Origin of the sequence: Lysinibacillus mangiferihumi, assembly GCF_003049665.1 — a bacterium.
In the GTDB taxonomy this organism is placed as follows: Bacteria; Bacillota; Bacilli; order Bacillales_A; family Planococcaceae; genus Lysinibacillus; species Lysinibacillus mangiferihumi.
In genome coordinates, this window is sequence record NZ_PYWM01000027.1 from 42768 (window position 1) to 67003 (window position 24236).

General features: G+C 39.4%; 19 protein-coding genes, 2 rRNA genes, 2 pseudogenes and 1 riboswitch. Of the genes and pseudogenes, 1 reads left to right on the forward strand and 22 read right to left on the reverse strand.

Annotated features, from left to right (window positions below; all coding sequences use genetic code 11):
• Window positions 1-2 precede the first annotated feature (2 nt).
• From C9J37_RS20930 to C9J37_RS20960, 7 genes and pseudogenes are all read right to left on the reverse strand, one after another.
• A pseudogene (locus C9J37_RS20930) lies at window positions 3-437 on the reverse strand (ATP-dependent DNA helicase PcrA); the annotation flags it as partial.
• A 112-nt stretch (window positions 438-549) separates the two neighbouring features.
• Window positions 550-2328, reverse strand: coding sequence for a reverse transcriptase domain-containing protein (locus C9J37_RS20935; protein ID WP_107896937.1), 1779 nt, complete (start codon window positions 2326-2328; stop codon window positions 550-552).
• Between the two features lie 626 nt (window positions 2329-2954).
• Window positions 2955-4793: pseudogene (gene pcrA / locus C9J37_RS20940) on the reverse strand (DNA helicase PcrA); the annotation flags it as partial.
• 31 nt (window positions 4794-4824) lie between these two features.
• Window positions 4825-5514 carry a heptaprenylglyceryl phosphate synthase gene (pcrB, locus tag C9J37_RS20945; protein ID WP_069509607.1) on the reverse strand — a complete coding sequence of 230 codons (690 nt, stop codon included), beginning with the start codon at window positions 5512-5514 and terminating at the stop codon, window positions 4825-4827.
• 109 nt (window positions 5515-5623) lie between these two features.
• Complete coding sequence (locus C9J37_RS20950; RefSeq protein WP_004225717.1) at window positions 5624-5944, reverse strand: YerC/YecD family TrpR-related protein; 321 nt, start codon at window positions 5942-5944, stop codon at window positions 5624-5626.
• A 16-nt stretch (window positions 5945-5960) separates the two neighbouring features.
• Window positions 5961-7013 (reverse strand): DUF3048 domain-containing protein, encoded by a 1053-nt coding sequence (locus C9J37_RS20955; RefSeq protein ID WP_107896938.1) that lies wholly within the window; start codon window positions 7011-7013, stop codon window positions 5961-5963.
• Window positions 7014-7099: 86 nt separating this feature from the next.
• On the reverse strand, window positions 7100-8821 hold the full coding sequence (locus C9J37_RS20960; RefSeq protein WP_107896939.1) for an adenine deaminase C-terminal domain-containing protein: 1722 nt from the start codon (window positions 8819-8821) through the stop codon (window positions 7100-7102).
• Between the two features lie 311 nt (window positions 8822-9132).
• Here C9J37_RS20960 and C9J37_RS20965 point away from each other — a divergent pair, with 311 nt between their 5' ends.
• Window positions 9133-9576, forward strand: coding sequence for a YgaP-like transmembrane domain (locus C9J37_RS20965; protein WP_107896940.1), 444 nt, complete (start codon window positions 9133-9135; stop codon window positions 9574-9576).
• A gap of 84 nt (window positions 9577-9660) precedes the next feature.
• On the opposite strand, the gene purD is transcribed toward C9J37_RS20965, so the two are convergent.
• The 15 genes from purD to C9J37_RS21040 form a co-directional block, all read right to left on the reverse strand.
• Window positions 9661-10917, reverse strand: coding sequence for a phosphoribosylamine--glycine ligase (gene purD / locus C9J37_RS20970; protein WP_024364465.1), 1257 nt, complete (start codon window positions 10915-10917; stop codon window positions 9661-9663).
• Between the two features lie 193 nt (window positions 10918-11110).
• Window positions 11111-12637 (reverse strand): bifunctional phosphoribosylaminoimidazolecarboxamide formyltransferase/IMP cyclohydrolase, encoded by a 1527-nt coding sequence (gene purH / locus C9J37_RS20975; protein WP_107896941.1) that lies wholly within the window; start codon window positions 12635-12637, stop codon window positions 11111-11113.
• Window positions 12638-12824: 187 nt separating this feature from the next.
• Window positions 12825-13394 carry a phosphoribosylglycinamide formyltransferase gene (purN, locus tag C9J37_RS20980; RefSeq protein ID WP_025220658.1) on the reverse strand — a complete coding sequence of 190 codons (570 nt, stop codon included), beginning with the start codon at window positions 13392-13394 and terminating at the stop codon, window positions 12825-12827.
• The gene (gene purM / locus C9J37_RS20985) at window positions 13394-14449 is read right to left on the reverse strand and encodes a phosphoribosylformylglycinamidine cyclo-ligase (RefSeq protein WP_107896942.1); all 1056 of its coding nucleotides are present in this window, start codon (window positions 14447-14449) and stop codon (window positions 13394-13396) included. The genes purN and purM overlap by 1 nt, the downstream gene beginning before the upstream one ends.
• 188 nt (window positions 14450-14637) lie before the next feature.
• Entirely contained in the window at window positions 14638-16062 is a 1425-nt protein-coding gene (gene purF, locus C9J37_RS20990) for an amidophosphoribosyltransferase (RefSeq protein ID WP_024364461.1), read from the reverse strand.
• Entirely contained in the window at window positions 16038-18272 is a 2235-nt protein-coding gene (gene purL / locus C9J37_RS20995) for a phosphoribosylformylglycinamidine synthase subunit PurL (RefSeq protein WP_107896943.1), read from the reverse strand. The genes purF and purL overlap by 25 nt, the downstream gene beginning before the upstream one ends.
• Window positions 18259-18942 (reverse strand): phosphoribosylformylglycinamidine synthase subunit PurQ, encoded by a 684-nt coding sequence (purQ, locus tag C9J37_RS21000; RefSeq protein WP_025220660.1) that lies wholly within the window; start codon window positions 18940-18942, stop codon window positions 18259-18261. The genes purL and purQ overlap by 14 nt, the downstream gene beginning before the upstream one ends.
• Before the next feature lie 2 nt (window positions 18943-18944).
• The gene (gene purS / locus C9J37_RS21005) at window positions 18945-19193 is read right to left on the reverse strand and encodes a phosphoribosylformylglycinamidine synthase subunit PurS (RefSeq protein ID WP_107896944.1); all 249 of its coding nucleotides are present in this window, start codon (window positions 19191-19193) and stop codon (window positions 18945-18947) included.
• A gap of 2 nt (window positions 19194-19195) precedes the next feature.
• Window positions 19196-19906: a phosphoribosylaminoimidazolesuccinocarboxamide synthase gene (purC, locus tag C9J37_RS21010; RefSeq protein WP_025220661.1), complete on the reverse strand. Its 711-nt coding sequence runs from the start codon at window positions 19904-19906 to the stop codon at window positions 19196-19198.
• Window positions 19907-20034: 128 nt separating this feature from the next.
• Window positions 20035-21330, reverse strand: a complete 1296-nt coding sequence (gene purB, locus C9J37_RS21015; protein ID WP_024364456.1) for an adenylosuccinate lyase — start codon at window positions 21328-21330, stop codon at window positions 20035-20037.
• 13 nt (window positions 21331-21343) lie between these two features.
• Window positions 21344-22468: a 5-(carboxyamino)imidazole ribonucleotide synthase gene (gene purK, locus C9J37_RS21020; protein ID WP_024364455.1), complete on the reverse strand. Its 1125-nt coding sequence runs from the start codon at window positions 22466-22468 to the stop codon at window positions 21344-21346.
• Window positions 22465-22953: a 5-(carboxyamino)imidazole ribonucleotide mutase gene (purE, locus tag C9J37_RS21025; RefSeq protein WP_024364454.1), complete on the reverse strand. Its 489-nt coding sequence runs from the start codon at window positions 22951-22953 to the stop codon at window positions 22465-22467. Before purE ends, purK begins: the two co-directional genes overlap by 4 nt.
• A 212-nt stretch (window positions 22954-23165) precedes the next feature.
• Window positions 23166-23264, reverse strand: a riboswitch (purine riboswitch).
• A gap of 92 nt (window positions 23265-23356) precedes the next feature.
• A complete protein-coding gene (locus C9J37_RS21030) occupies window positions 23357-23551 on the reverse strand; it encodes an NETI motif-containing protein (RefSeq protein WP_107896947.1) in 195 nt (64 codons plus the stop codon).
• 224 nt (window positions 23552-23775) lie between these two features.
• A 5S ribosomal RNA gene (gene rrf, locus C9J37_RS21035) occupies window positions 23776-23891 on the reverse strand.
• Window positions 23892-24111: 220 nt separating this feature from the next.
• Window positions 24112-24236 (reverse strand): 23S ribosomal RNA (locus C9J37_RS21040); the annotation flags it as partial.

Consider the following 24236-nt stretch of genomic DNA (forward strand, 5'->3'; position numbering starts at 1 on the left):
GCTTACGCTTTTTCAATAGGTGCAAATTGCGCCAATAGTCGCTTAATACCGATTGGTTGTGGAAATGCGATATCAAGTTCTGTACTATCACCTTCACCTTTTACGCTAACAACCATACCTGTTCCCCATTTTTTATGAATCGCTTTATCCCCAGCCTTCCAACCGAATTGGTCGCCTCCAGTTGCTTGCAGGCGTGCAGTTGCTGGTTGTGTATGCCGGTGCGCGCCAAGTGTGCGTTTTGAATACCCACTAGACGAGCGATTACTTGATGCAAATGGTACTTCAGGTTTTGAACCACCTTTGGAAATTGACTCTAAAATGTCCTCTGAAATTTCACGTAAGAAACGGGAAGCATTGTTAAAGCTTGAACGACCAAAAATCGTACGAGATTGTGCACATGTTAAATACAAGCGTTCCTCTGCCCGTGTAATTCCAAATGGTGATAGGTAAGCCTTTGAAGTTATCTCCAGCTTTTCCCCCACCCCACACCGTGCGTGCGAGTTTCCCCGCACACGGCGTTCCATCTAATCATCAATAGTTAATTTCGCATTATTTTAGTGAATTATAACCACAAAGTTTTCTGTATTTGTTCAGTTGTTTTAAATTTATATAGGCAGGTAAATCCTTTAATTTCAAATTCACATCATGTACGAATTTATGTGATGTTTTACTTAACATTACAAGGTTATTGTAACTATCCGTACCACCTAGGCTTCTAGGAATTTTATGATGCAAGTGTATTTCTTGAGGGTCCATTGTCAAATACGGTTTATCTAAAATCGGTTCTTTTTTATGTTGGTTCAGTAGACTGGGGATATAAATAATATTACTGCAATTTTCCCCAGTTTTCGTTCGGTTTTCAAAGAAATAGTTCAACCACTCTAATGCTTTATATTCTGTTTGATTTGGCTCCCATAATTTGTGTACTTCATACATATAATCTATTGTACTTTTTACACTTTGTTGCCTCATCTCCCATAGGTCAAGTAGTTGTCCATTTATGATAAAGCTAACATGAGGGTTTCGAACTTTATTAATTTTCACTTCTTGCCGACGTCTACACATCTTTTTTATAAGCAATAAATGTATTCTACTTATTAGCCACGTTAAATTCGTACAGATATTATAATAATAAAATATACCTCTGATATATACGATGAAGTAATCCAATTTGCCTTTCCAAAGACACCATTCAAGTCTTCGTTTGGTTTCCTTCCAAAGTTTCTTTTGGTTCTCTACCGAAATAATAAATGAATTTTGTTTGGTACTGTGTGTTTTTCGGTATTTATATCCTAAGAACTCCAGTTGTGCATCACCATTAATTGGTATTAACTTCGTTTTATCACGATTTATTTCTAATTCGTTTTCTTTACACCAATCTTCTAGCATCATTATTGCATCGTATATATCATATTTTCCTTTGCTAATTAATACAAAGTCATCTGCGTAACGAATAATTTTTACTACTCTACGATGTTGCAACCAATTAAAGTAAAATTCACATCCACGTTTATAGTTCTTACCGTGGTTTTTATGAATATTCGGGTTTTGTATAATCTGACGACCATTTTCTCGCTTGAAATCATTTATTTCATGAAGTCGAAGTTCAAAATCATGGAACATGACATTTGCCAGTATTGGTCCCAATATTGTCCCTTGTCTTAATCCAACACCATTATATTTTTCTTTTGGTTGTATAAGGTCAATCCACATTAAACGCTTTATACACTTTAAAAATCCTAAGTCGTGTATATTGTGATTGATTTTTAATTTATCAAGTACCTTGTCGATTTGCACCGTATCAAAGTAGTCTTTTAAATCACAATCGTAAATATGACCTTCGTTATTGTATTGTAAAGTAGTTGCGATGTAGGACATGCATTCTTGAGCATTTCGATTCTTTCTGAAACCAAAGCTTTCTGGGTTGAAGTGCGCTTCAAGAATTGGTTCTAAAATATTTCTTACACATTGTTGTGCAATTCTATCGAAAATATTTGTAATGCCTAATGGTCGCATTTTTCCGTTGCTTTTTGGTATGATCACACGTCTTGCTTTTCCCAGTTTAGAACCATATAACCGATTTTTAATTTCCTTTATAACAACATGGAATTCAAAATTCATAATGTCGTTAAATGTTAGACCATCTGGACCTGCTGTTTTCTTACCTTTATTGCTGCCTATAATTTTAATTGAACAAATAATATTCCTTTCATCTATGACGTATTGCCATAAGTGGTTAAATCGTGTTTTTGCTAATGCTTTGTCAAATAGAATCTGTTCGATATCATTTAGTCCATATCGCCAAATATCCTTTTCTTTGACTTTCAACCGTATCGCCCTCTTTCCACATGGGATAGCGATTACTATTGATGTTAGACTAGGGGCCTTCCCTCCACTTCCATTACAGAAGCTTCGACAGTACTATGCCCCTACTGACTCCCCTATTCATGCTCTTTCATGCAAATTGCAATCCCCAAGCGATTACTAAACGTTAGGGGTCTCAAACGTTCCGATATTACTAGGTATATAACTGTACTTAGGTTCCACCTTTATCCCGACTATATCTTTTCAGTAGAACAACCCATTAGTTCTATCCATCAGAATCCCATACGATAAATCCTTTGGAATATAGTTAATTAGACAACATTTCTATTGCCCGCTCTACGAGACGTACATTCAGTGGTTCGTCATTAAATTCTTAAATCCTAACCATATACAGCTACCCAGCCCGCACCATGTTCGCAGTAATGTTTAACCTTTCCTCAGCTTGACCTGTTAGGGCTACTTAGCGCGACTTCACCCAACTTCACACAATCTGTTACCAGTGTTGCATGTGGGAGTATTAGCTTCCATCTAGTCACGGAGATTATTTGGGTTCTCCGCCGTGGTGTCATAATATCAGTTGTTGCTAGCAAGCTTACTTGCTAGCCCTGCCAATCCTTCGCCTAAGCGATTTCTGACAAACGTTTCATACCATATGCCAGTCGTCGTTCCTCTTCCATTTCATCGTTGTCATCTAAAGAACGAGAGTGAGGGAAAATATTTTCTTCCATGCCAATAATGAAAACGACAGGGAATTCTAATCCTTTTGCAGCGTGCATCGTCATTAAAATAATATTTCCTTTTGATGCATCTTCCTTGTCGAGCGCATCGATATCGGCAATAAGAGCTAAGTCCGTCAAGAAGGCGATTAAGCTCTTATCTTCACTGCGTTCTTCAAACGCTTTTGTTACAGATAAAAATTCCTCAATATTTTCTAAACGACTTTCCGCTTCAATGGACTTTTCGTTTTGTAACATCGCACGATAGCCTGATTTCTCAATTACTTGTTCCACGATTTCCGTCACAGATAAGTAATTTTGCATTTCCGTAAAACCTTTAATCATTGCATAAAAATGTTCTGCTGAAGCAGCAGCTTTTCCTGTTAGTCCCATAAAGATTAGATCATTCATCGCATCAAAAATGGAGCGATCCTGATCAATTGCATAGCGTGCCATTTTTTCAAATGAGGTAGCACCAATACTGCGCTTCGGTTCGTTGATAATACGCGCAAGCGATAAATCATCGTCATTGTTGGCGATTAGACGTAAATACGCCAGTAAATCCTTTATTTCTTTACGGTCATAGAATTTTGTACCACCCACAATTTGATACGCCATATTGGACTTCACAAGCACTTCTTCCATCACACGAGACTGTGCATTTGTACGGTATAAGATGGCGAAATCATCGAATGAACGATTTTCCTTCTCCATAAGCTGTTGGATTGTTTGCACGACAAACTGCGCTTCTTCCTGCTCATTATATGCTTTATATAAAGCAATTTTTTCACCATGTGCATTTTCTGTGCGCAGCTCTTTCGGATAACGGCTTGTATTATTTTGAATGACGTCATTTGCCGCTTGGAGGATGCGCTTTGTAGAGCGATAATTTTGCTCTAGCATAATGACCTTAGCATTTGGATAATCTTTTTCGAACGATAAGATATTGCCAATATCAGCGCCTCGCCAACGATAAATGGATTGGTCCGAATCCCCTACAACACAAATATTTTTAAATTTTTTCGCAAGTAATTGCACTAATAAATATTGCGATTTATTAGTATCTTGATATTCGTCAACATGAATATATTGAAATTTATTTTGATAGTATTCTAATACTTCAGGTACTCGTTTAAATAAGGTAATCGTTGTCATGATTAAATCATCAAAATCCAGTGACTGATTGCGTCGTAATCTTTTTTCATAGCCTTTATAAACAAGGGCAACTGTTTTTTCATACGGATTATGTTCATTGATTTGCGCTGCATATTCATCTGCAGTTATGCATTCATTTTTTGCTGAACTAATCGCATTTAAAATAGCACGTGGTTCAAAGCGCTTAGGGTCAATATTTTCATCTTTCAAGACATTTTTAATAACTGATAGCTGATCTGTCGAATCTAAAATCGAGAAGTTGCGTGAAATACCTAGTTGCTCGATATTACGGCGCAAAATGCGTACACACATCGAGTGAAATGTGGACACCCACATGCTGTCGCCCGTTCCATTTCCGAGAATGCCATCTATCCGCTCTCTCATTTCACGAGCAGCCTTATTCGTGAACGTAATCGCTAAAATCTTTGATGGGTATACTTCTTTTTCTATGATTAAGTACGCAATACGATGTGTTAGTACTCTCGTTTTGCCCGAACCAGCGCCTGCCATAATAAGCAATGGGCCTTCAGTTGTTTTCACTGCTTTTTCCTGTTCAGAATTCATACCTACTAATAAGTTTTTTGTTAAATGCTCCATTTCGCACCACCTTACAAACATTTGTTCTTAATTATATCGCATTTTTTACAGCCTTAACAGTCGAAAGTGCAGCTTTTAAATCTTCATATATAATATTCCCCACAACTACAGTATCAGCAACTTGTGCCATTTCAGCAGCTTGCTTAGAAGAAGTTATGCCACCACCGTAAAAGAGCTTCGTATTTTGCAATTCACTTTTCACCGCACGTACTATTTCAATATCGCCATACTCTCCGCTATATTCTAAATAAAATACAGGCAGTTTGAAGAAGTTTTCTGCCATTCGTGCATAGGCCACTACATCATCCGTCGATAAATCGGTATTCGCTTGTGTTACTTCTGCAACTTTACAATTTGGATTTAAAATACAATACCCTTCAGCTACTAACTCATCCCAAACCATAATATCTCCATATTCTTTAATAGCCTCATGGTGTAAATTTTTAATCCATTTCGGGTCATCACTATTTAACACCGTTGGAATAAAATAATAGTCATAGCCAGGCGTTACTGCATCAATTGTTGAAATTTCCAGCGCTATTGGTACTTCAAAGCGACGCACACGGACAAGTAAATCTAATACGCCATCTAATGTTACGCCATCTGTGCCGCCAACCAAAATAACATCCGTGCCAGATTCGCAAATTTTTTCTAGTGCTTCATCCGATATGTCCTTTGCTGGGTCTAACTTGAACACATGTCTCCACTCTAAATAATCCATCTATTATACCACCTATCATTTTCTATCTATTCGTTTACAAGTATAGCTTATGGCTCTCTACAAAAAAATACAAAAGACTGAGCAGAAACTCTACCCAGCCTCTTACCTACTATTCTTTTGGTGCTTGAAACGGCTTTTCATCTGGATACAAACGACCTAACATTTCATCATATGTATCGTTACCATAATCAAAGCAGCGACGTACACGAGAAATTGTTGCGGTACTTGCCCCTGTCTCCTTTTTAATGGATTCATAGGTTTTCTTTAAACGTAATAAATGTGCTACCTCAAAGCGTTGTGCTAGCGATTGAATTTCACTAATCGTACATAAATCATCAAAAAATTTATAGCATTCTTCAATGTCCTTCAGTTCTAGTACTGCTTTAAATAACTGATCTGTTTGATGCCCTCGAATTTTTTCGATTTGCATACAGTTTTCCTCCCTCTTAAGGCTGCGTTTTCACCATTGCTTGTAACCCTGGTGAAGCTGGTACGAAATGAACCCATGACTTTCCTGGAACTAGCTTTACAAGGTCACCAGATTCTTCGACAGCCATTGGTAATCCATCGATATTAGCCCATTTTACTTCTCTTAAATAACCATTTTGCAATACATACGCATTTCCACCAGAGGTTAAATCAATATCTTGACGACCCACATTATCAATTGTTTGGTGATTCATTTCAAAAAATAACACATTTGCAAATGTTAATGCTTCGCCTGTCAACATATCTTTCGTTTCCACGCCTGCCGATTGTCGTCCATAACGATTCGTTTGATGATCGTACACATACGTATTGTGGAAATAATTACTATTCCCATAGTTAATGTCAACTTGACTTGTTTCAACGCCTATTTTACCACGTTCATCGGGTTCATAAAAAGCCTGATGCACTTTTTCACTGTAATTCATTGAAGCGCCTACTTTTTCAGCACCTTTTAATATATTTTCAGAGGTAATATAAGAGTTATGTGGCGCTACGCGATCATTCGAGCGTTTAAACAGTGTTCCATCGTAATTCATACCATTTATATTATCCACGACATTATTGCTAAGCATCGCTTTTGCCTCTGGGCTGTAGCCATGTGCGACATAAAATGCCCCAAGACCTTTTGCCATATCTACAAAATATGAACGTGCACTTCGTACTGGGCCAATGTTTTCTGGTAAATCACTTTGATAGACTGCTAGTAAACGCGTAACGTCTCCTTCAGCTAGCATTTCATAAATAATATCTGCTGATGCCAAACCTGATTGAGGGCGTGCGGCAGGATGATTATTAATGGTCACTATAATTGGACGCTGTGTTACTTCTTCTTCAACACTCTCTCCTGTTAACGGTGCCACAAATGTCTCTTGCTTTGCAGGCTCTTCGATAGCTGGCTTATCATCTACTTTCTTTGCTTCCTCATCTGATTCAGACGCATCCTTTGAACATCCACCGATGAACAAGGCGCTTAATGCTAAGCCAACTAGTAGTTTTTTTGATTTTAACACTTGCATTACTCTCCTTTAGTCAATGCCGCTCTGATGTAATGTCTATTTGCTGGTGCTCTGGCGCTACATAAATTGTACTACTTTAACTACCGCATTACTGCTGGTAATAATAATTTATTCTTCAGGACATCAAAAATCCCTTTTGGTGTTATTCGAATATACGGCAAATGCGTAGATTGTAAAAATAGCAAAGTATAAATGGCATCTCCTAAACGATAGCCACGTTCTGCCAATGCTTGTTTTAAATCAAGCTCCTTCACTGTCAGTTCCTCCATATTCCCTTGATACAGAATACCACCGATAGTTAACGGAACAGATGCTACGACCTCTCCTTTTTCTACAAGCACAATGCCTCCACGCATTGCCTTCATCTCTTCAAATGCCTTTTGCATATCGTCTTTATTTTTGCCGATAAGCAAAATATCCCCAGTATTTGAATAGGAGGAGGCAAAACCTTGAACGTTTGTGGCAAAACCTTTAATCATCGTATTAACATGCCAGTTACCACTTCGATTAATCAGCATTAAATAACTTTCATCATGGTTTGCAAGCTGCCCTTCTCGTGTAATCAACGAATTATAAGGTTTCGTTATAACGTCATTCACTAATTCAATTCCAAATGGCATTGAAAATTGGAAATCATGAGAGGTTAGCGAAAAGTCCAAATCAAAAGAAGGAATTGCTGAATAATCTATGTCAGCAAAACGATGCACCCGTTCTCCATCACGCTTTAACCAAACACCTTTTGATAGTACACTTTCCGGTATTGGATGATATTCATCTTGTAGAATATTTAGTGAGGCAAAGCGTCCCGTCGCAATAAAACCATGTAAGTTTGACATATTGTAATAACGCGCAACATTATAGGATGCCATTTGGTAAGCATCGATTGGTGAAACCCCTGCATCTAATGCGACTTGAATACATTTATCCATCACACCATCCTGATGGAATGATGGTGTTGAGCCATCCGTTGTCATCATTAGATGGTCGAATATCGGTAGTTGTTTTTCTACGATTCCTTTCAATAGATTTGGTAAATCTGGACGAATCGAAGAATGACGAAGCGTTACCGCAAATCCTTGCATAATACGACGTTCTACTTCTTCCACCGTCATGGCTTCGTGGTCTCCATCTGCACCAAGTAATTTCATCCGCGCTAAAGTGCGCTCTGATGCGCCTGGAAAATGACCTTCAATCTTTTTGCCATATCCTTTCGCCATTTGCATGCGATAAAGCATTAAATCATCACCATGTAGTAAGCGTGGCCAACCCGTTAGCTCTCCACCTAACAATACATCGTCACGTTCTAACCATTCTAAAATAGAAGTGTTTGAAAAAATTTCTTCCTCTTGCTCCATTTCAGTTTGTGAATCAAAGCGCGTCCACCAATAGAACGAAAACGGTAATTTCTTTAAGTCATCTAATATTGAAAACGCTTTCTTGTTTTCTAAAGATAAGACGAAGCTTAAATTATCCGATATAAAAGCTGTAGTCCCAAGTTGCCCACAAAAATCAGCAAAGGATTGAGGATGATACAACTGGAACGGATGAACATGTGGTTCAATGTAGCCAGGTACAATCGTTTTACCCGAACAGTCCACTATTTCTGTTCCTTCTATTAATGGAGGCATTTTTTCTCCCGCATACACGATACGGTCTCCTGCAATCCAAATATTCCCTATCACCCATTGTTTCAGCATGCTATGTAAATAACGTGCATTTTTCAAGACAATATTAGGCGACTTTTTGCCATCTATAACAGCTAAATGCTGACGCAATTCCGTAATTTTCCATACTGGATCCATGTAAATCGCTCCTTCCTAATTTGCGTAAAATTTCATTGTGTAATTCCTATTTGAATTCACATACTACTACTGCATAAACGCTTTTGCATTCATTGTGCATATGGATGTATTGGCGTTCGCATTTTGAATAGGACTCACAAGTTGACGCCTTTCAAAAACCGAGCCATGTACATCTTCATTTCAGATTATCTGCAATATGAAGCAAAATAATGCTTTATGCAATCATCTTGTTTCAATCGTAACACAGCACTTTCATAAAGCAAAGTGCACCCCGCTTTATTTTTCCCACTATGACTAAAGGAGGAAACGATATGATGCAACAAGCAAATCTTAGTGATAAAAATGCCTTTTGCCGTTTTGCCCTTGGCACAAGTATGACGGCATTTGGTATCGCTAAAGTTTCAAGAAATCCTAACTGTTTGAAAAGTCGACTGATGATCGCATTAGGGGCAATGAAAATGGCTGAGGGTATTTTTAAATATTGTCCTGCAAAGGCAATGTTAAACACAAATGTGGAAACTGCCATGAACACCTCTATGCAAAGTATGTTCAGTGGGCAAAATTCTATGTCTTCTGAACAAAATCCAATGTCCACTGAACAAATTGGTAAGCTTATGAAGGATTTCTCCTCTGCGATTACTGGTAATTCGTCAGATATAACTGCAAGTTCTTCTAATTCATCTGACACCAGCACTTCAAACCAACATTCCTCGGACAGTAAAAATTCTACAACAAAAGCACAAAATCCTTCTTAGTCAAAGAAGCCGTCTCAATACAAATTTGAGACGGCTCCTTACTTTTTAGAGAAATGAAAAGTCTATGAAAAATATTTGTAAATGTTATTTAAATGTACGCCAGCCAATATCTTTGCGATAGAAGAAGTTGTTCCATTCAACTGTGGCAATACCAGCATACACTTTTTCTTGTGCTTCTTGTAAAGTAGATGCTTTAGCCGCGACAAGTAAAACACGCCCACCATTCCCTACATACTTTCCATCTACAAACTTCGTACCTGCATGGTAGACTGCATGTGAAGCTGATAATGTTTCTAAGTTCGGTAACGCATTTCCTTTCTCCACATCACCAGGATATCCTTCAGCAGCAATAACAACACCTAACATCGCTTCATTTGACCATTGCAAATCAAATGGTTTTTCCTCCATTAATGCGTTCATAAAGGCACCGAAATCGGATTGCATGCGTGGCAGGACGACTTGAGTTTCTGGATCACCGAAGCGCGCATTGAACTCGATTACTTTAGGACCCGTTTTTGTTAAAATTAGACCTGCATACAAAATACCCGTAAATGATACCCCATCTGCTTCCATTCCTTTAACAGTCGGCTCAACTACTGTTCGATAGGCGACATCCACTACGTCCTGCGATATTTGTGGAACGGGAGAATATGCACCCATGCCACCTGTGTTTGGTCCTTTATCGCCGTCATAAGCCCGTTTATGGTCTTGTGCAATCACCATTGGATAAATTTGTCCTTTATGTACAAAAGACATAAAGGAGAATTCTTCACCATCAAGGAATTCTTCAATCACGACACGAGATGAAGACTCCCCGAAACGCTGATTCCCGATCATATCCTGTACGGCATCAATCGCTTCTTCTTCTGTCATAGCTACTACTACACCTTTACCAGCCGCTAAGCCATCTGCCTTAATAACAATTGGTGCACCTTGGGCTTTAATATAGTCAATCGCTTTTTCTGATTCTGTAAAGGTTGCATGTGCAGCCGTAGGAATATGATATTTATTCATAATATCTTTGGCATATGATTTACTACTTTCAATTTGCGCTGCTGCCTTCGTTGGACCAAATACGCGTAAGCCACGTTGCGTAAAGAAATCGACAATCCCTTCTGCAAGTGGTTGCTCTGGACCAACAAATGTTAAATCTACTTCGTTTTCTTTTGCAAATTGTGCAAGTCCTGCAAAATCCATTGTGTCAATCGCAACAACTTCTACATCTTCTCGCATCCCATCATTACCTGGCGCTACGAATACTTTTTTTACGGACGGAGAAATGCTAAATTGTTTGGCAATTGCATGCTCACGACCGCCACTTCCTATAACTAATACGTTCATAATTAGTGAATCCTCCTCTTTAAGAGTAAGAGCTGTCTAATAAGCTGCTCTAAATAAATCCTTCGAACCTCATGTGAGTTAGAGCATTTATATGCTTTTATAGAAAAAATAGTATACTAGAAACGCTCCCAGTATACTATTTTCCTTATTAGGACAAACCCTTTATTATTTGTATATTTTTATATAGCGATGATTAATGCTTGAAGTGACGTACGCCTGTAAACACCATTGCAATGCCGTACTCATTTGCTTTATCAATCGAATCTTGGTCTTTAATAGAGCCACCTGGTTGAATAATGGCTGTAATTCCTGCCGCATGAGCTGCTTCTACTGTATCACTCATAGGGAAGAATGCGTCAGATGCTAAAGCAGCACCTTTTGCTTTATCACCAGCTTGTTCGAAAGCGATTTTCGCAGCACCTACACGGTTCATTTGACCAGCGCCAACACCTAATGTCATTTGAGAATCTGTTACAACGATTGCATTTGATTTCACATGTTTAACTACAGCCCAGCCAAGTTGTAATGCTTCCCATTCTTTGTCAGTAGGCTCTCTATCTGTCACTACTTTAATGTCTGCATCACCAAAGCCAAAGCTGTCTGGCTCTTGTACAAGTAAGCCACCTTCAACAGAGACAACGTTAAATTGATCTTTTTTAGCTTGCTCAAATGGAATTGTTAATAAGCGAATATTTTTCTTTTGTGTAAGAATATCTAATGCTTCTTGCGTGAAAGATGGCGCAATAATAATCTCTAAGAAAATATGGCTTAACTTTTCTGCCGTTGCCGCATCTACTTCCATGTTCAATGCAATAATTCCACCGAAAATAGATGTAGGATCGGCTGCATATGCTTTGTCAAAAGCTTCTTCTAGCGTTACACCTGTACCAACACCACAAGGATTCATATGCTTCACAGCAACTGCTGCAGGCATTTCAAATTCTTTCACGATTTGAAGTGCGGCATTACCATCTTGAATGTTATTGTACGATAATTCTTTTCCGTGTAATTGCGTAGCATAAGCTAATGAGAAATCCGAACCAAGACGTTTTTGATAAAACGCTGCTTTTTGATGAGGATTTTCACCGTAACGTAAGTTTTGCTTTAATTCGTAAGTAAGCGTTAAGCTTTCAGGGAATGCTTCCTCTGTTAAGTGATTGGAAATATAAGAATCATACGCTGCTGTGTGACGGAAAACTTTTGCTGCTAACTTACGACGTGTTTCAATCGTTGTAGCACCCGTTGCTTTCAGTTCTTCTAATACAGTTGCATAGTCATTGCTATCTACAATGACTGTTACATATTGATGATTTTTAGCTGCTGAACGTAGCATTGTTGGACCACCAATATCAATATTTTCGATGGCATCATCCCATGTTACATTAGGCTTTGAAATTGTTTCAACAAACGGATAAAGATTAACACAAACAATTTCAATTGGTTCAATTCCATGCTCATTCATTTGCGCTTGATGAGAAGCATCATCGAATTTCCCTAATAGTCCACCGTGGATCATTGGATTTAAAGTCTTTACACGCCCATCTAAAATTTCAGGGAATTTTGTTACTTCATCCACTGCTGTTACTGCGACATTATTGTCCTGTAACATTTTTTTTGTACCACCAGTTGATAAAATTTCATAACCTAATGCCACTAATTCTTTGGCAAATTCTAAAATACCATCTTTATTGGAAACACTGATTAATGCACGTTTTGTCACAACGAAATCCTCCTAATTTGTCTCGTGTAAAGCCACGAATTATCTATCCATCTTGATTTAGCGGCGTTAGGTGCTAATTGAACGACTCGTTCTACTTGAGCGGAGTTCATCATGATTTGAGCGAATCTTACAGGAGTAATTAGCGTTTCCTGTTACAATGAGCCAAACCTAACTACCTACCAATCCATTATTTTAATAATTGTTGTAATGCTTTTGTATATAACACATGCTCTTGCTGATGAATGGCCATTTCAGTTGCCTCACGATCACCTTCGATAACAGCAACTGCAGCTTGTGCAATAATAGGCCCTGTATCCATGCCTTCATCTACAAAATGCACCGTAACACCCGTCACTTTCACACCATGTGCAATTGCTTGTCCAATAGCATCTTTTCCTGGGAAGGATGGTAACAGTGAAGGGTGGATATTCACAATACGCTGTGGATATGCCGCCAATAATACTTCGCTAATTAGACGCATATACCCTGCAAGTACAATCCACTGCACACCACATTCACGCAAGGCTTCAATAATCGCAGTTTCGTAGTCTGCTTTCGATGCAAATTCTTTTGGATTTAAAGCTAGGACAGGGATACCAAATTTTTCAGCACGAGTCACAACAAATGCTGCAGGCTTATCTGTCACAACAAGCTCCACTTTAGCATGTAGTTCGCCACGTTCAATCGCTTCTTGAATCGCTTGAAAATTACTGCCGCTCCCTGAAGCAAAGACGGCAATTTTTACTGGTGCAGTCATTACACTAAGCTCCCATCATGTGAGCCGTTAAATACAACGCCCTCGCCTTTCACAACGCGACCGATTTTGTATGCTTTTTCACCATTCGCTTCTGCTGTAGCAATAACTTTATCTGCTTCTGCTGCTGGTACAGCCAATACGAAACCAATGCCCATATTGAAGACATTATATAAATCTTTATCTTCAAGCTGACCTTTTTCCTTTAAAAATTCGAAAATACGAAGAACCGGCCAAGAACCTAGGTCAATTTCTGTTGCTAAGCCTTCTGGCATCATACGTGGTAAGTTCTCATAGAAACCGCCACCCGTTACATGTGCACAACCATGCACATCAGCCGCCTTTAATGTTGCAAGAACTGGTTTTGCATATAATTTAGTTGGGACTAACAGTGCTTCACCAATTGGGCCTAAATCTTCGAAGCCTTCAACAACTGCATCCACTGCATAGCCGTTGTCAGCAAACACGATTTTGCGCACTAATGAATAGCCGTTCGAATGGACGCCGCTTGACGCTAATCCAATAAGCACATCACCTTCAACGATTTTTTCACCTGTTACGATTGCTGTTTTTTCACAAGCGCCTACAGCAAATCCTGCTAAATCATACTCATCTTCTTCATAAAGACCTGGCATTTCCGCAGTTTCACCACCGATTAAAGCAGCACCAGACTGCACACAGCCATCTGCAACACCTTTGACGATTTGTTCAATTTTCGCTGGTTCTGCTTTACCAAGTGCCACGTAATCTAAAAAGTAAAGTGGTTCTGCACCTTGCGCTACAATATCGTTTACACACATAGCAACACAGTCCACGCCAATTGTATCGTGCTTGTCTACCATGAAAGCTAATTTTAATTTTGTCCCAACACCATCTGTCCCTGAAATTAAAACAGGTTCTTTAAGATTTAGTTCTGACAAGTCAAACATACCACCAAAGCCTCCAAATGTACCCATCACGCCTAGTCGATTCGTACGTTCAACGTGAGACTTCATTCGTTTAACAGCTTCGTAGCCCGCTTCAATATTTACACCTGCTTGTTCATATGCTTTTGACATGCAGAGATCCTCCTTTAAATTAATTCAGCACAAGTCCCTAACTTTTACATATAGAGAGTCGTACAAAATTATGTTCAACATCATGCTGGGAATATCAATCCTAACTCAATGTCATTTTCACCTTTAGAGGATACCCAACATCGTTTGAATGTGGGTACTCCAACAAGGCTTTATTGATTAACATACACTTAGCGTAACAGTTCTTTTTCGTGCGGTAAGATTGTATCTGGGAAAATTTCTGTTGGGTATTTGCTTGTAAAACATGCTAAGCAAAGACCTTTATTTTCATCCTCAAATGGACGTGCAATCGTTTCGACCATGCCTTCAACTGAAAGGAATGTTAGTGAATCAGCACCAATTGCGTCTCTTATTTCATCCACACTATGGCTCGAAGCAATCAACTCTTCATGTGTTGAAGTATCAATACCGTAATAACAAGGGTCCGTCATTGGTGGAGAAGAAATCACAACATGCACTTCTGCTGCACCTGCATCCTTTAGCATTTTGACAATACGGCGTGATGTTGTACCACGAACAATCGAATCATCCACCATTACAACGCGTTTCCCTTTGACAACTTGCACAACAGGTGACAGTTTCATTTTTACACCACGTTCACGCAATTCTTGGGTCGGTTGAATGAATGTACGACCAACATAGCGGTTTTTTATTAACCCTAGCTCATATGGAATACCGCTTTCTTCAGCAAAGCCTATTGCTGCTGAAATACTTGAGTCAGGTACACCAGTTACGACATCTGCTTCAATATGTGCGCATTCACGTGCAAGTTGTTTTCCCATACGTTTACGTGCCATATGCACATTAATGCCATCGATATCGGAATCAGGACGTGCTAAATATACATACTCCATCGCACACATTGCGCGATTTTCCATATCTGCAAAACGATCTGATTTTACACCTTCATCGTTTATTATTAATAATTCACCTGGTTCCACAGAACGTATAAACTCTGCTCCTATTAAATCAAAAGCACAAGTTTCAGAAGCCACAACCCAACCGTCTCCTAGTTTTCCAAGAGATAGAGGACGTAGACCATGTGGATCACGTGCAACAAGCATTTCATCTTTGGTCATAATTAAGAATGAATACGCACCCTTTAATAACGAAAGGGCATTTTTCACCTTTGCTCGGAATGGTGAATGCGAGCTTTTCTTAATAAGATGCGCTAACACTTCTGTATCTGAGCTAGAGTGGAAAATACTACCTTGACGCTCTAAATACTGTTTTAAGTGTGTCGCATTGACTAAGTTACCGTTATGAGCAATTGAAAGGCTACCTGTTGATGAATGAAATAGTAATGGCTGTACATTTTCGATTCCGCCACCGCCAGCAGTCGTATAACGAACATGGGCAATTGCCGCTTTTCCGTCCACTGCTTTTAATTTCTCTTCGTTGAAAACATCATTTACTAATCCTTCGCCTTTCACCGCGCGCAGGTGTAGACCGTCAGAAACGACGATACCAGCACCTTCTTGTCCACGGTGTTGAAGAGCATGAAGCCCGTAATAACTAAGGTGTGCTGGATTTGGGTTACCCCAAATACCAAACACCCCACATTCTTCGTTTAAGCCTCTGAGTTCAGCAAGCATGGGATTGCTCCTTTCCAATTAGAACGGAATTCCTCCACTGTACCTTCTACAAGCACACCGTTGTCACCGTTGATTTTAACAAGCGCATCGTTTGTTACGACACCGATTTTTTGTGCATCTTTTACAGTTTCTACAAATGCAGCTGCATTTTCTTCTTTGACAGTTACTACGAAACGGGATTGTGTTTCACTGAATAAAGCCGTTGTTGCAGAGCCTGTTAGTGTCACATCAATGCCTAAGCCTTGTGCACCAAATGTCGTTTCTGCAAGTGCTACAGCAAGACCACCCTCTGCTACGTCATGTGCAGATTGTACAAGTCCCGCTTTAATTGCTTTCAACAATGCTTGTTGACGAGCTGCTTCTACTTCTAGGTTAATAGCAGGTGCTTGTCCTGAGATGACACCGTTATTTAATAATTTTTGAAGTTCTGAACCACCAAATTCAGTATTCGTTTCACCGATAACAAATACTACATCGCCAGCTGCTTTCACATCTTGCGTTGTTACATGTGCTAAGTCTTCGATTAGACCTACCATACCGATTGTTGGCGTTGGATAAACGGCTTCGCCGGAACGTTCATTGTATAAAGAAACGTTACCACCGATTACTGGTGCATTGAGTGCAGTACATGCTGCTGAAATACCATCAGCAGATTTTTCAATTTGCCAGAAAATTTCTGGCTTCTCTGGATTACCAAAGTTTAAGCAGTCTGTAATAGCAAGTGGTGTACCACCCGTTGCGACAATATTACGCGCTGCTTCTGCTACTGCAATCGCGCCGCCCACTTCAGGATCAAGGTAAATGTAGCGAGAGTTACAGTCTGTAGTCATCGCAAGACCTTTATTTGTGCCACGAACACGGATAACTGCAGCATCTGAACCAGGTGCTACAACTGTTGATGTACGAACTTGATAATCGTATTGATCGTAAACCCATTCTTTTGAAGCAATCGTAGGTGCTTGTAACAATGCGTTTAACGTTTCTTTATAATCTGTTACAACTGGTTCTGCATTGTCCATTGCTTGGAACTGTGCGTAGTATGCAGGCTCAGCAGATGGCTTATGATAAACTGGCGCATCTTCTGCTAATGCATCTGCTGGTACATTTGCCACAACTTCACCTTTGTGCAGTAAACGCAGCATTTTATCATCTGTTACAACACCAATTGCTACTGCATCTAAATCATATTTATCGAAAATCGCTTTAATTTCATTTTCGCGACCTTTTTTCACAACTAATAACATACGTTCTTGAGATTCAGATAACATCATCTCATATGCAGTCATACCTGTTTCACGTTGTGGTACTAAATCTAGGTTCATTTCTACACCAGATCCAGCTTTAGAAGCCATCTCTGCTGAAGATGAAGTAAGACCCGCAGCACCCATATCTTGAATACCAACTAGCGCATCAGATTTTACAACTTCTAAACAAGCTTCAAGTAGTAGTTTTTCCATAAATGGGTCCCCTACTTGCACAGCTGGACGTTGATTTTCTGATTCCTCTGTTAATTCTTCAGAGGCAAACGTCGCTCCATGGATACCATCACGACCTGTTTTTGCTCCTACGTACATCACTGTATTTCCTACACCCGCAGCAATACCACGTTGAATATCCTTGTGATCAATTAGCCCAACGCACATTGCGTTTACTAATGGATTACCTTCGTAGCAAGGGTCGAATTGAATTTCGCCACCAACAGTTGGAATCCCGATACAGTTACCATAGCCAGCAATACCAGCAACTACTTCTTCGAATAAATATTTACCACGTGCTGATTTTAACTCTCCGAAGCGTAATGAGTTTAGCATCGCAATTGGACGTGCACCCATTGAGAATACATCGCGAATAATACCGCCAACACCTGTTGCTGCACCTTGATACGGCTCGATTGCCGAAGGGTGGTTATGTGATTCCATTTTAAATACAACGGCTTGCTCATCACCAATATCTACAATCCCTGCACCTTCACCAGGACCTTGTAATACTTGTGGCCCTTTTGTTGGGAATTTACGTAATACTGGTTTTGAATTTTTATATGAGCAGTGTTCAGACCACATTACTGAGAAAAGACCTGTCTCTGTCCAGTTTGGTAGGCGACCTAGAATACCTTCTACCATTGCAAATTCTTCGTCTGACATCCCCATTCCAGCGTATAGCTTTTCTTCTTTAATTTGCTGTGCTGTTGGCTCAAACTTAGTTGTTGACATGATTTTCCCTCCACTGCTTCACAATTGATTTGAATACTGCTAGACCATCGGCTCCGCCCACAAGTGCATCGACAGCTCGTTCTGGGTGAGGCATCATTCCTAATACATTTCCGCGCTCGTTAATAATCCCTGCGATATCTTCTAAAGAACCGTTTGGATTTTCTCCTGAGTATGTGAACACAATTTGATTGTTATCTTTTAGTTTTTGTAATGTTTCCTCGTCACAATAATAGTTACCTTCACCGTGTGCGATTGGAATATTGATTACTTGACCTTGCTCATATTGATTTGTGAATAATGTATTGTTGTTTTCAACTTTAAGCTGTATTGTACGACACATGAATTTAAGATTTTTATTACGAAGTAAAGCACCTGGTAATAAGCCTGCTTCTGTTAGAATTTGGAATCCGTTACAAACACCTAAGACTGGCTTACCCGCATCTGCTGCTTTTTTTACTTCTGCCATAATATTGGATTGGTTTGCCATAGCGCCACAACGTAAATAGTCACCATAAGAGAAGCCACCTGGTACTAGAATACCGTCAAAGCCACTTAAATCTGTTTCTGCGTGCCATACATATTCTACTTCTTCACCTAGTTCGTCTTTAATCGCATGATACATATCGATGTCACAGTTTGACCCAGGGAATACGAGTACTGCGAATTTCATGATTAGTTAGCCTCCTCGACTTCGTAACGGTAGTCCTCAATTACTACATTTGTTAAAACTTTTTCACACATTTCTTTCACTAGAGTATCAATATCGCGCGCTGAATCACCGACAGTTAGTTCAAGATATTTACCGATACGTAAATCTTCTACTTCACCGTAGCCCATTTTCGCTAAAGAACTTTGTACTGCTGAACCTTGTGGATCTAGAATACTCTCACGTAATGTTACGTAAATTTTAACTTTTTTCATTGTTATTTGCCTCCGAGTCTAGAAAGAATAATAGTGTATACTTCAGTTAAATTACCAAGGTCTCGACGAAAGACATCTTTGTCCAACTTTTGCTTTGTTTTTGTATCCCAAAGTCTGCATGTATCTGGTGAGATTTCATCTGCCAATAATACATCTCCGTTCGTATCACGGCCAAATTCAAGTTTAAAGTCAATTAGCGTGACATCCACATCAGCAAAAATCGGTTGCAATACTTTGTTCACAGCTAATGCACCGTCATACATAGCTGTTACTTCTTCTGGTGTTGCAAGGTCAAGTACATCAATATGCTCCGTTGTGATAAATGGATCGCCTAATGCATCATCCTTATAATAGAATTCTACGATTGGGCGTTTTAATGGTGTGCCTTCTTCTAAACCAAGGCGTTTAGCTAAGCTACCTGCAGCTATGTTACGAACAACAACTTCAATTGGAATGATTTCAACCTTTTTCACTAGTTGTTCTGTAGCAGACAATTGTTTTACGAAATGTGACGCAATTCCGTTAGCTTTTAATTTTTCGAAAATTAATGAAGTAATGCGATTATTTAAAACGCCTTTCCCGTCAATTTCCTCTTTTTTCTCACCGTTAAATGCTGTTGCACTATCCTTATATTCAACTAAAAGTATTGTAGGATCTTCTGTTGCATATAATTTTTTTGCTTTACCTTCATACAAAAGTTGGTCTTTCGTCATTTCGTCATTCCCCCAGATTATTATGAAATACGCCTCGACGTATTGATGTTATGGATTTTGAATCTTGAAGTATGATTCAAAACCCGTAACATCCGTCGTGGCACTAACTGTCTATCGATTCAATACTGTTAGTTAAGTCCAAGACGTTCAAAAATCATATCTACATGCTGTAAGTGGTAGTTGTAATCAAAGCAATGATCTAACTCTTCCTTCGTTAAATAAGAAGTGATTTTTTCACTTGCATCAACTAACGTACGGAATTGTACTTGCTCGTCCCACGCCTGCATCGCTAATGGTTGAACTGTATCATACGCTTCCTCACGTACTAATCCTTTATCGATTAGTGCTAATAAAATTCTTTGTGAGTAAATCAGCCCAAATGTACGACCCATATTACGTTTCATGTTTTCAGGGAATACTGTTAAATTTTTCACGATGTTACCGAAGCGATTTAACATATAGTTCAGTGTAATCGTTGCATCCGGTAAAATAACTCGTTCTGCAGATGAGTGTGAAATATCACGCTCATGCCATAGTGCTACGTTTTCGTAAGCTGTTACCATGTAACCACGCATTAAACGTGACATACCAACCATGTTTTCAGAGCCGATTGGATTGCGTTTATGCGGCATTGCAGATGAACCTTTTTGTCCTTTTGCAAAGGCTTCCTCTACTTCTCGTGTTTCTGATTTTTGCAATCCACGAATTTCAGTTGCGAATTTTTCAATTGATGTTGCAATTAATGCAAGAGCGCCTAAATATTGTGCATGGCGGTCACGCTGTAATGTTTGTGTAGAAATAGGTGATGCTGCGAGCCCTAATTTGTCACATACGTATTGTTCAACGCGTGGATCGATATTTGCATATGTGCCAACTGCACCAGACATTTTACCTGTTTCAATCACTTGAGCAGCTGCTTCAAAGCGTTCTAAGTTACGTTTCATTTCTTCATACCATAAGCCTAATTTTAAACCGAACGTTGTTGGTTCAGCATGTACACCATGTGTACGACCCATCATAACCGTATGTTTATGCTCTTTCGCTTTTGCTGCAATAATATCAATAAAATTCACAATATCTTTTCGTAAAATATCATTCGCTTGTTTAATCAAATAAGAAAGGGCTGTGTCAACCACGTCTGTTGAAGTTAAACCGTAGTGCACCCATTTACGCTCTTCGCCAAGCGTTTCAGATACAGCACGTGTAAATGCCACTACGTCATGACGCGTTTCTTTCTCAATTTCTAAAATACGATTTACATCAAATGAAGCATTTTCACGAATTTTAGCTACATCTTCTTTTGGAATATCGCCAATCTCCGCCCAAGCTTCACATGCTAAAATTTCAACCTCTAACCAAGCTTGGTATTTATTTTGTTCTGTCCAAATTGCGCCCATCTCGGGTCTTGTGTAACGTTCAATCATTGCGTATCTCCTTCTATTCTGACCAAATGCCAGAACTTTCGATTTGTTGTAATGTTGCTTCTAAATCTTTTGTCATAATCGTTACGTGGCCCATCTTACGGTTCACCTTAGCTTCAGCTTTCCCATAAAGATGCAATGACCATTCAGGATATTTTGCAATTGAGTTACTAAGTGGCATAACATGCTGCCCTAATACATTCACCATTATTGATGGTGCCCAAAGTTGCGGTTTGCGCAATGGCCAACCACAAATAGCACGGATATGCTGATGGAATTGTGATATATTACATGCCTCTATTGAATAGTGACCAGAATTATGAGGTCTCGGTGCTAGTTCATTAATAATAATTTCGCCGTTTTCTAAAACGAACATTTCTACCGCCAGCGTCCCTACTAAATTTAAGTAATCAGCTATTTTTATAGCCTCTTGCTCAGCAGACTGTGCTGTCATCTTTTCGATACGAGCTGGTACAATTGTTTCGTGTAAAATATGATGAACATGAATATTTTCACCAACAGGCTGACAATATAATTCTCCATCACCGTTTCGCTGTACAATAACTGATACTTCTTTCACAAAAGGTACAAACCCTTCAGCAATACATTGTGAATGAGCGAAAAGCCCTTCTGCTAATGGTAAATCCGCTGCTGAATTTAGAAGCTGCTGCCCTTTGCCATCATAGCCACCTCTTGCAGTTTTTACGATACACGGATAACTGATCTTGTCAATACTCGCGACCAATTCCTCGTATGTATTAGCTACTATATAAGGAGCTACTGGACAGCCAGCTTTCACAATTGCTTCCTTCTCAGTCACACGGTTTTGTGTAATGCGTACTAATTCAGCCCCTTGTGGTACGTAAGCCATTTGAGTTAATCGTTTTAAGCCATCGTAATCGATATTTTCAAACTCATACGTAATTACGTCACTGACTTCTGCAAGTTCCTCTAATGCAGCTTCATCATCATAAGGTGCCACAATTCGGATATCTGCAACCTGTCCACATGGTGAATCCATTGTCGGCTCAAGAACAGCTATTTTAAATCCTGCTTCCTTTGCAGCAAGTGCCATCATACGGCCAAGCTGTCCTCCTCCGATAATACCTATCGTTTGTCCTGGATAAATAATTTTCGTCACACTAAGTCACCTGTGCTTTCCAATACTTGTTGCTTCGTCGCCTCGCGTCTAGCATCTAGTTTATTAGCAAGCTCTATGTCTGTTGTCGACAAAATTTGCGCTGCAAGCAAGCCTGCATTTGTTGCACCTGCTTTTCCGATTGCGACAGTTGCTACAGGTACACCACCTGGCATTTGTACAATTGATAACAGTGAATCAAGACCATTAAGTGCACGAGATTGTACTGGCACGCCAATAACAGGTAATGTTGTTTTAGCTGCTACCATACCTGGTAAATGTGCTGCACCTCCAGCACCTGCAATAATCACTTGAATACCTCGCCCACGTGCTGCTTCAGCGTACTCAAACATTAAATCAGGCGTACGATGTGCTGATACTACTTTTTTCTCGTACGGTACTTGTAATTCATCTAAAATATCACACGCATGTTTCATAGTTTCCCAGTCACTTGAACTACCCATAATGACACCGATTTTCGGATTCATGAATTGTCGCTCCTTTTAAACGATAGAAAAATGATCGATTATTGTGCAAGCCTCTATTATTCAATAGTCACTGCATTTCTTTACTTTTTGAACAAAGAAAATCCTCAAATAAGCTACTCTCTACCATACACGTGAAAGCAGCTTACTTGAGGACTTATTATGAAAAGAATATGCAGATTTAGACATCTGTACACACACCTTCCCGTAACATGCCAAAAGTTGCTTTCCCGCATAGTCCAGCATTTACGGTGCCGGGTAGAGACACTAGAGCCAATTCTCTAGCATATATGAGGGATTTAATTGTTTTCCTTATCACATTTTAACAAGTGAAAACACTATCGTCAATGCAAAAATGCGAACATTTTATTTTCACCATTAAATATCGTTCGGTTTTAAGTCATATTTAGTCAGAATCTTGACATAACATCGCTTTAAATTGTATTTTTTGACGTAAATACGTTGGTTCGCCATTTACTAGATGAAAAATAGGCTCTTCCTTCCGTCCTATCGCCATGTATCCATCTTGACGCATTCTCTCCAAACATTGTTCGATTGTTTCATTTTCTTCTACTTCATACCAAATGTGCTTTTTGCCCAAACTGTTCTTCCTTCCAATCCATGTCATGATTATTCTTCCTTACTTGTAATTCATTATACCCGATAAGGCACTTCAAGAATGCACGAAATTGTAACAATTCATAATGATAGCAGCGTTTTATATCCATATTTCAAGCTTCTCAATCGCATAACTGGTACCTTTACGCAGATATGACATGGACAAAACAAAAAAAGCCAAGGAATATATCCTTGGCTTTTAAACTTGCCTAGCGACGTCCTACTCTCACAGGGGGAAGCCCCCAACTACCATCGGCGCTAAAGAGCTTAACTTCCGTGTTCGGTATGGGAACGGGTGTGACCTCTTTGCCATCATCACTAGACTCTATTCGACCTCCAATACACGGCGTATTACTGCGTCAGCTTCTCTCGTTCAATCAGTCACGTACAAAGGTACGCTCCTTTAATCACTCGTTTGCTTCCTTGTTCTACTTGTGTCTTGAAGCTCTCACGGCTTTCAATATACATGGTATCTTGAAACCCTTCTATGAAAGTTTGTTCTTTCAAAACTGGATAAACGGTTCATTGAATGTTTCAAACTTTTTGGTTAAGTCCTCGATCGATTAGTATTCGTCAGCTCCATGTGTCACCACACTTCCACCTCGAACCTATCTACCTCATCGTCTTTGAGGGATCTTACTTACTTGCGTAATGGGAAATCTCATCTT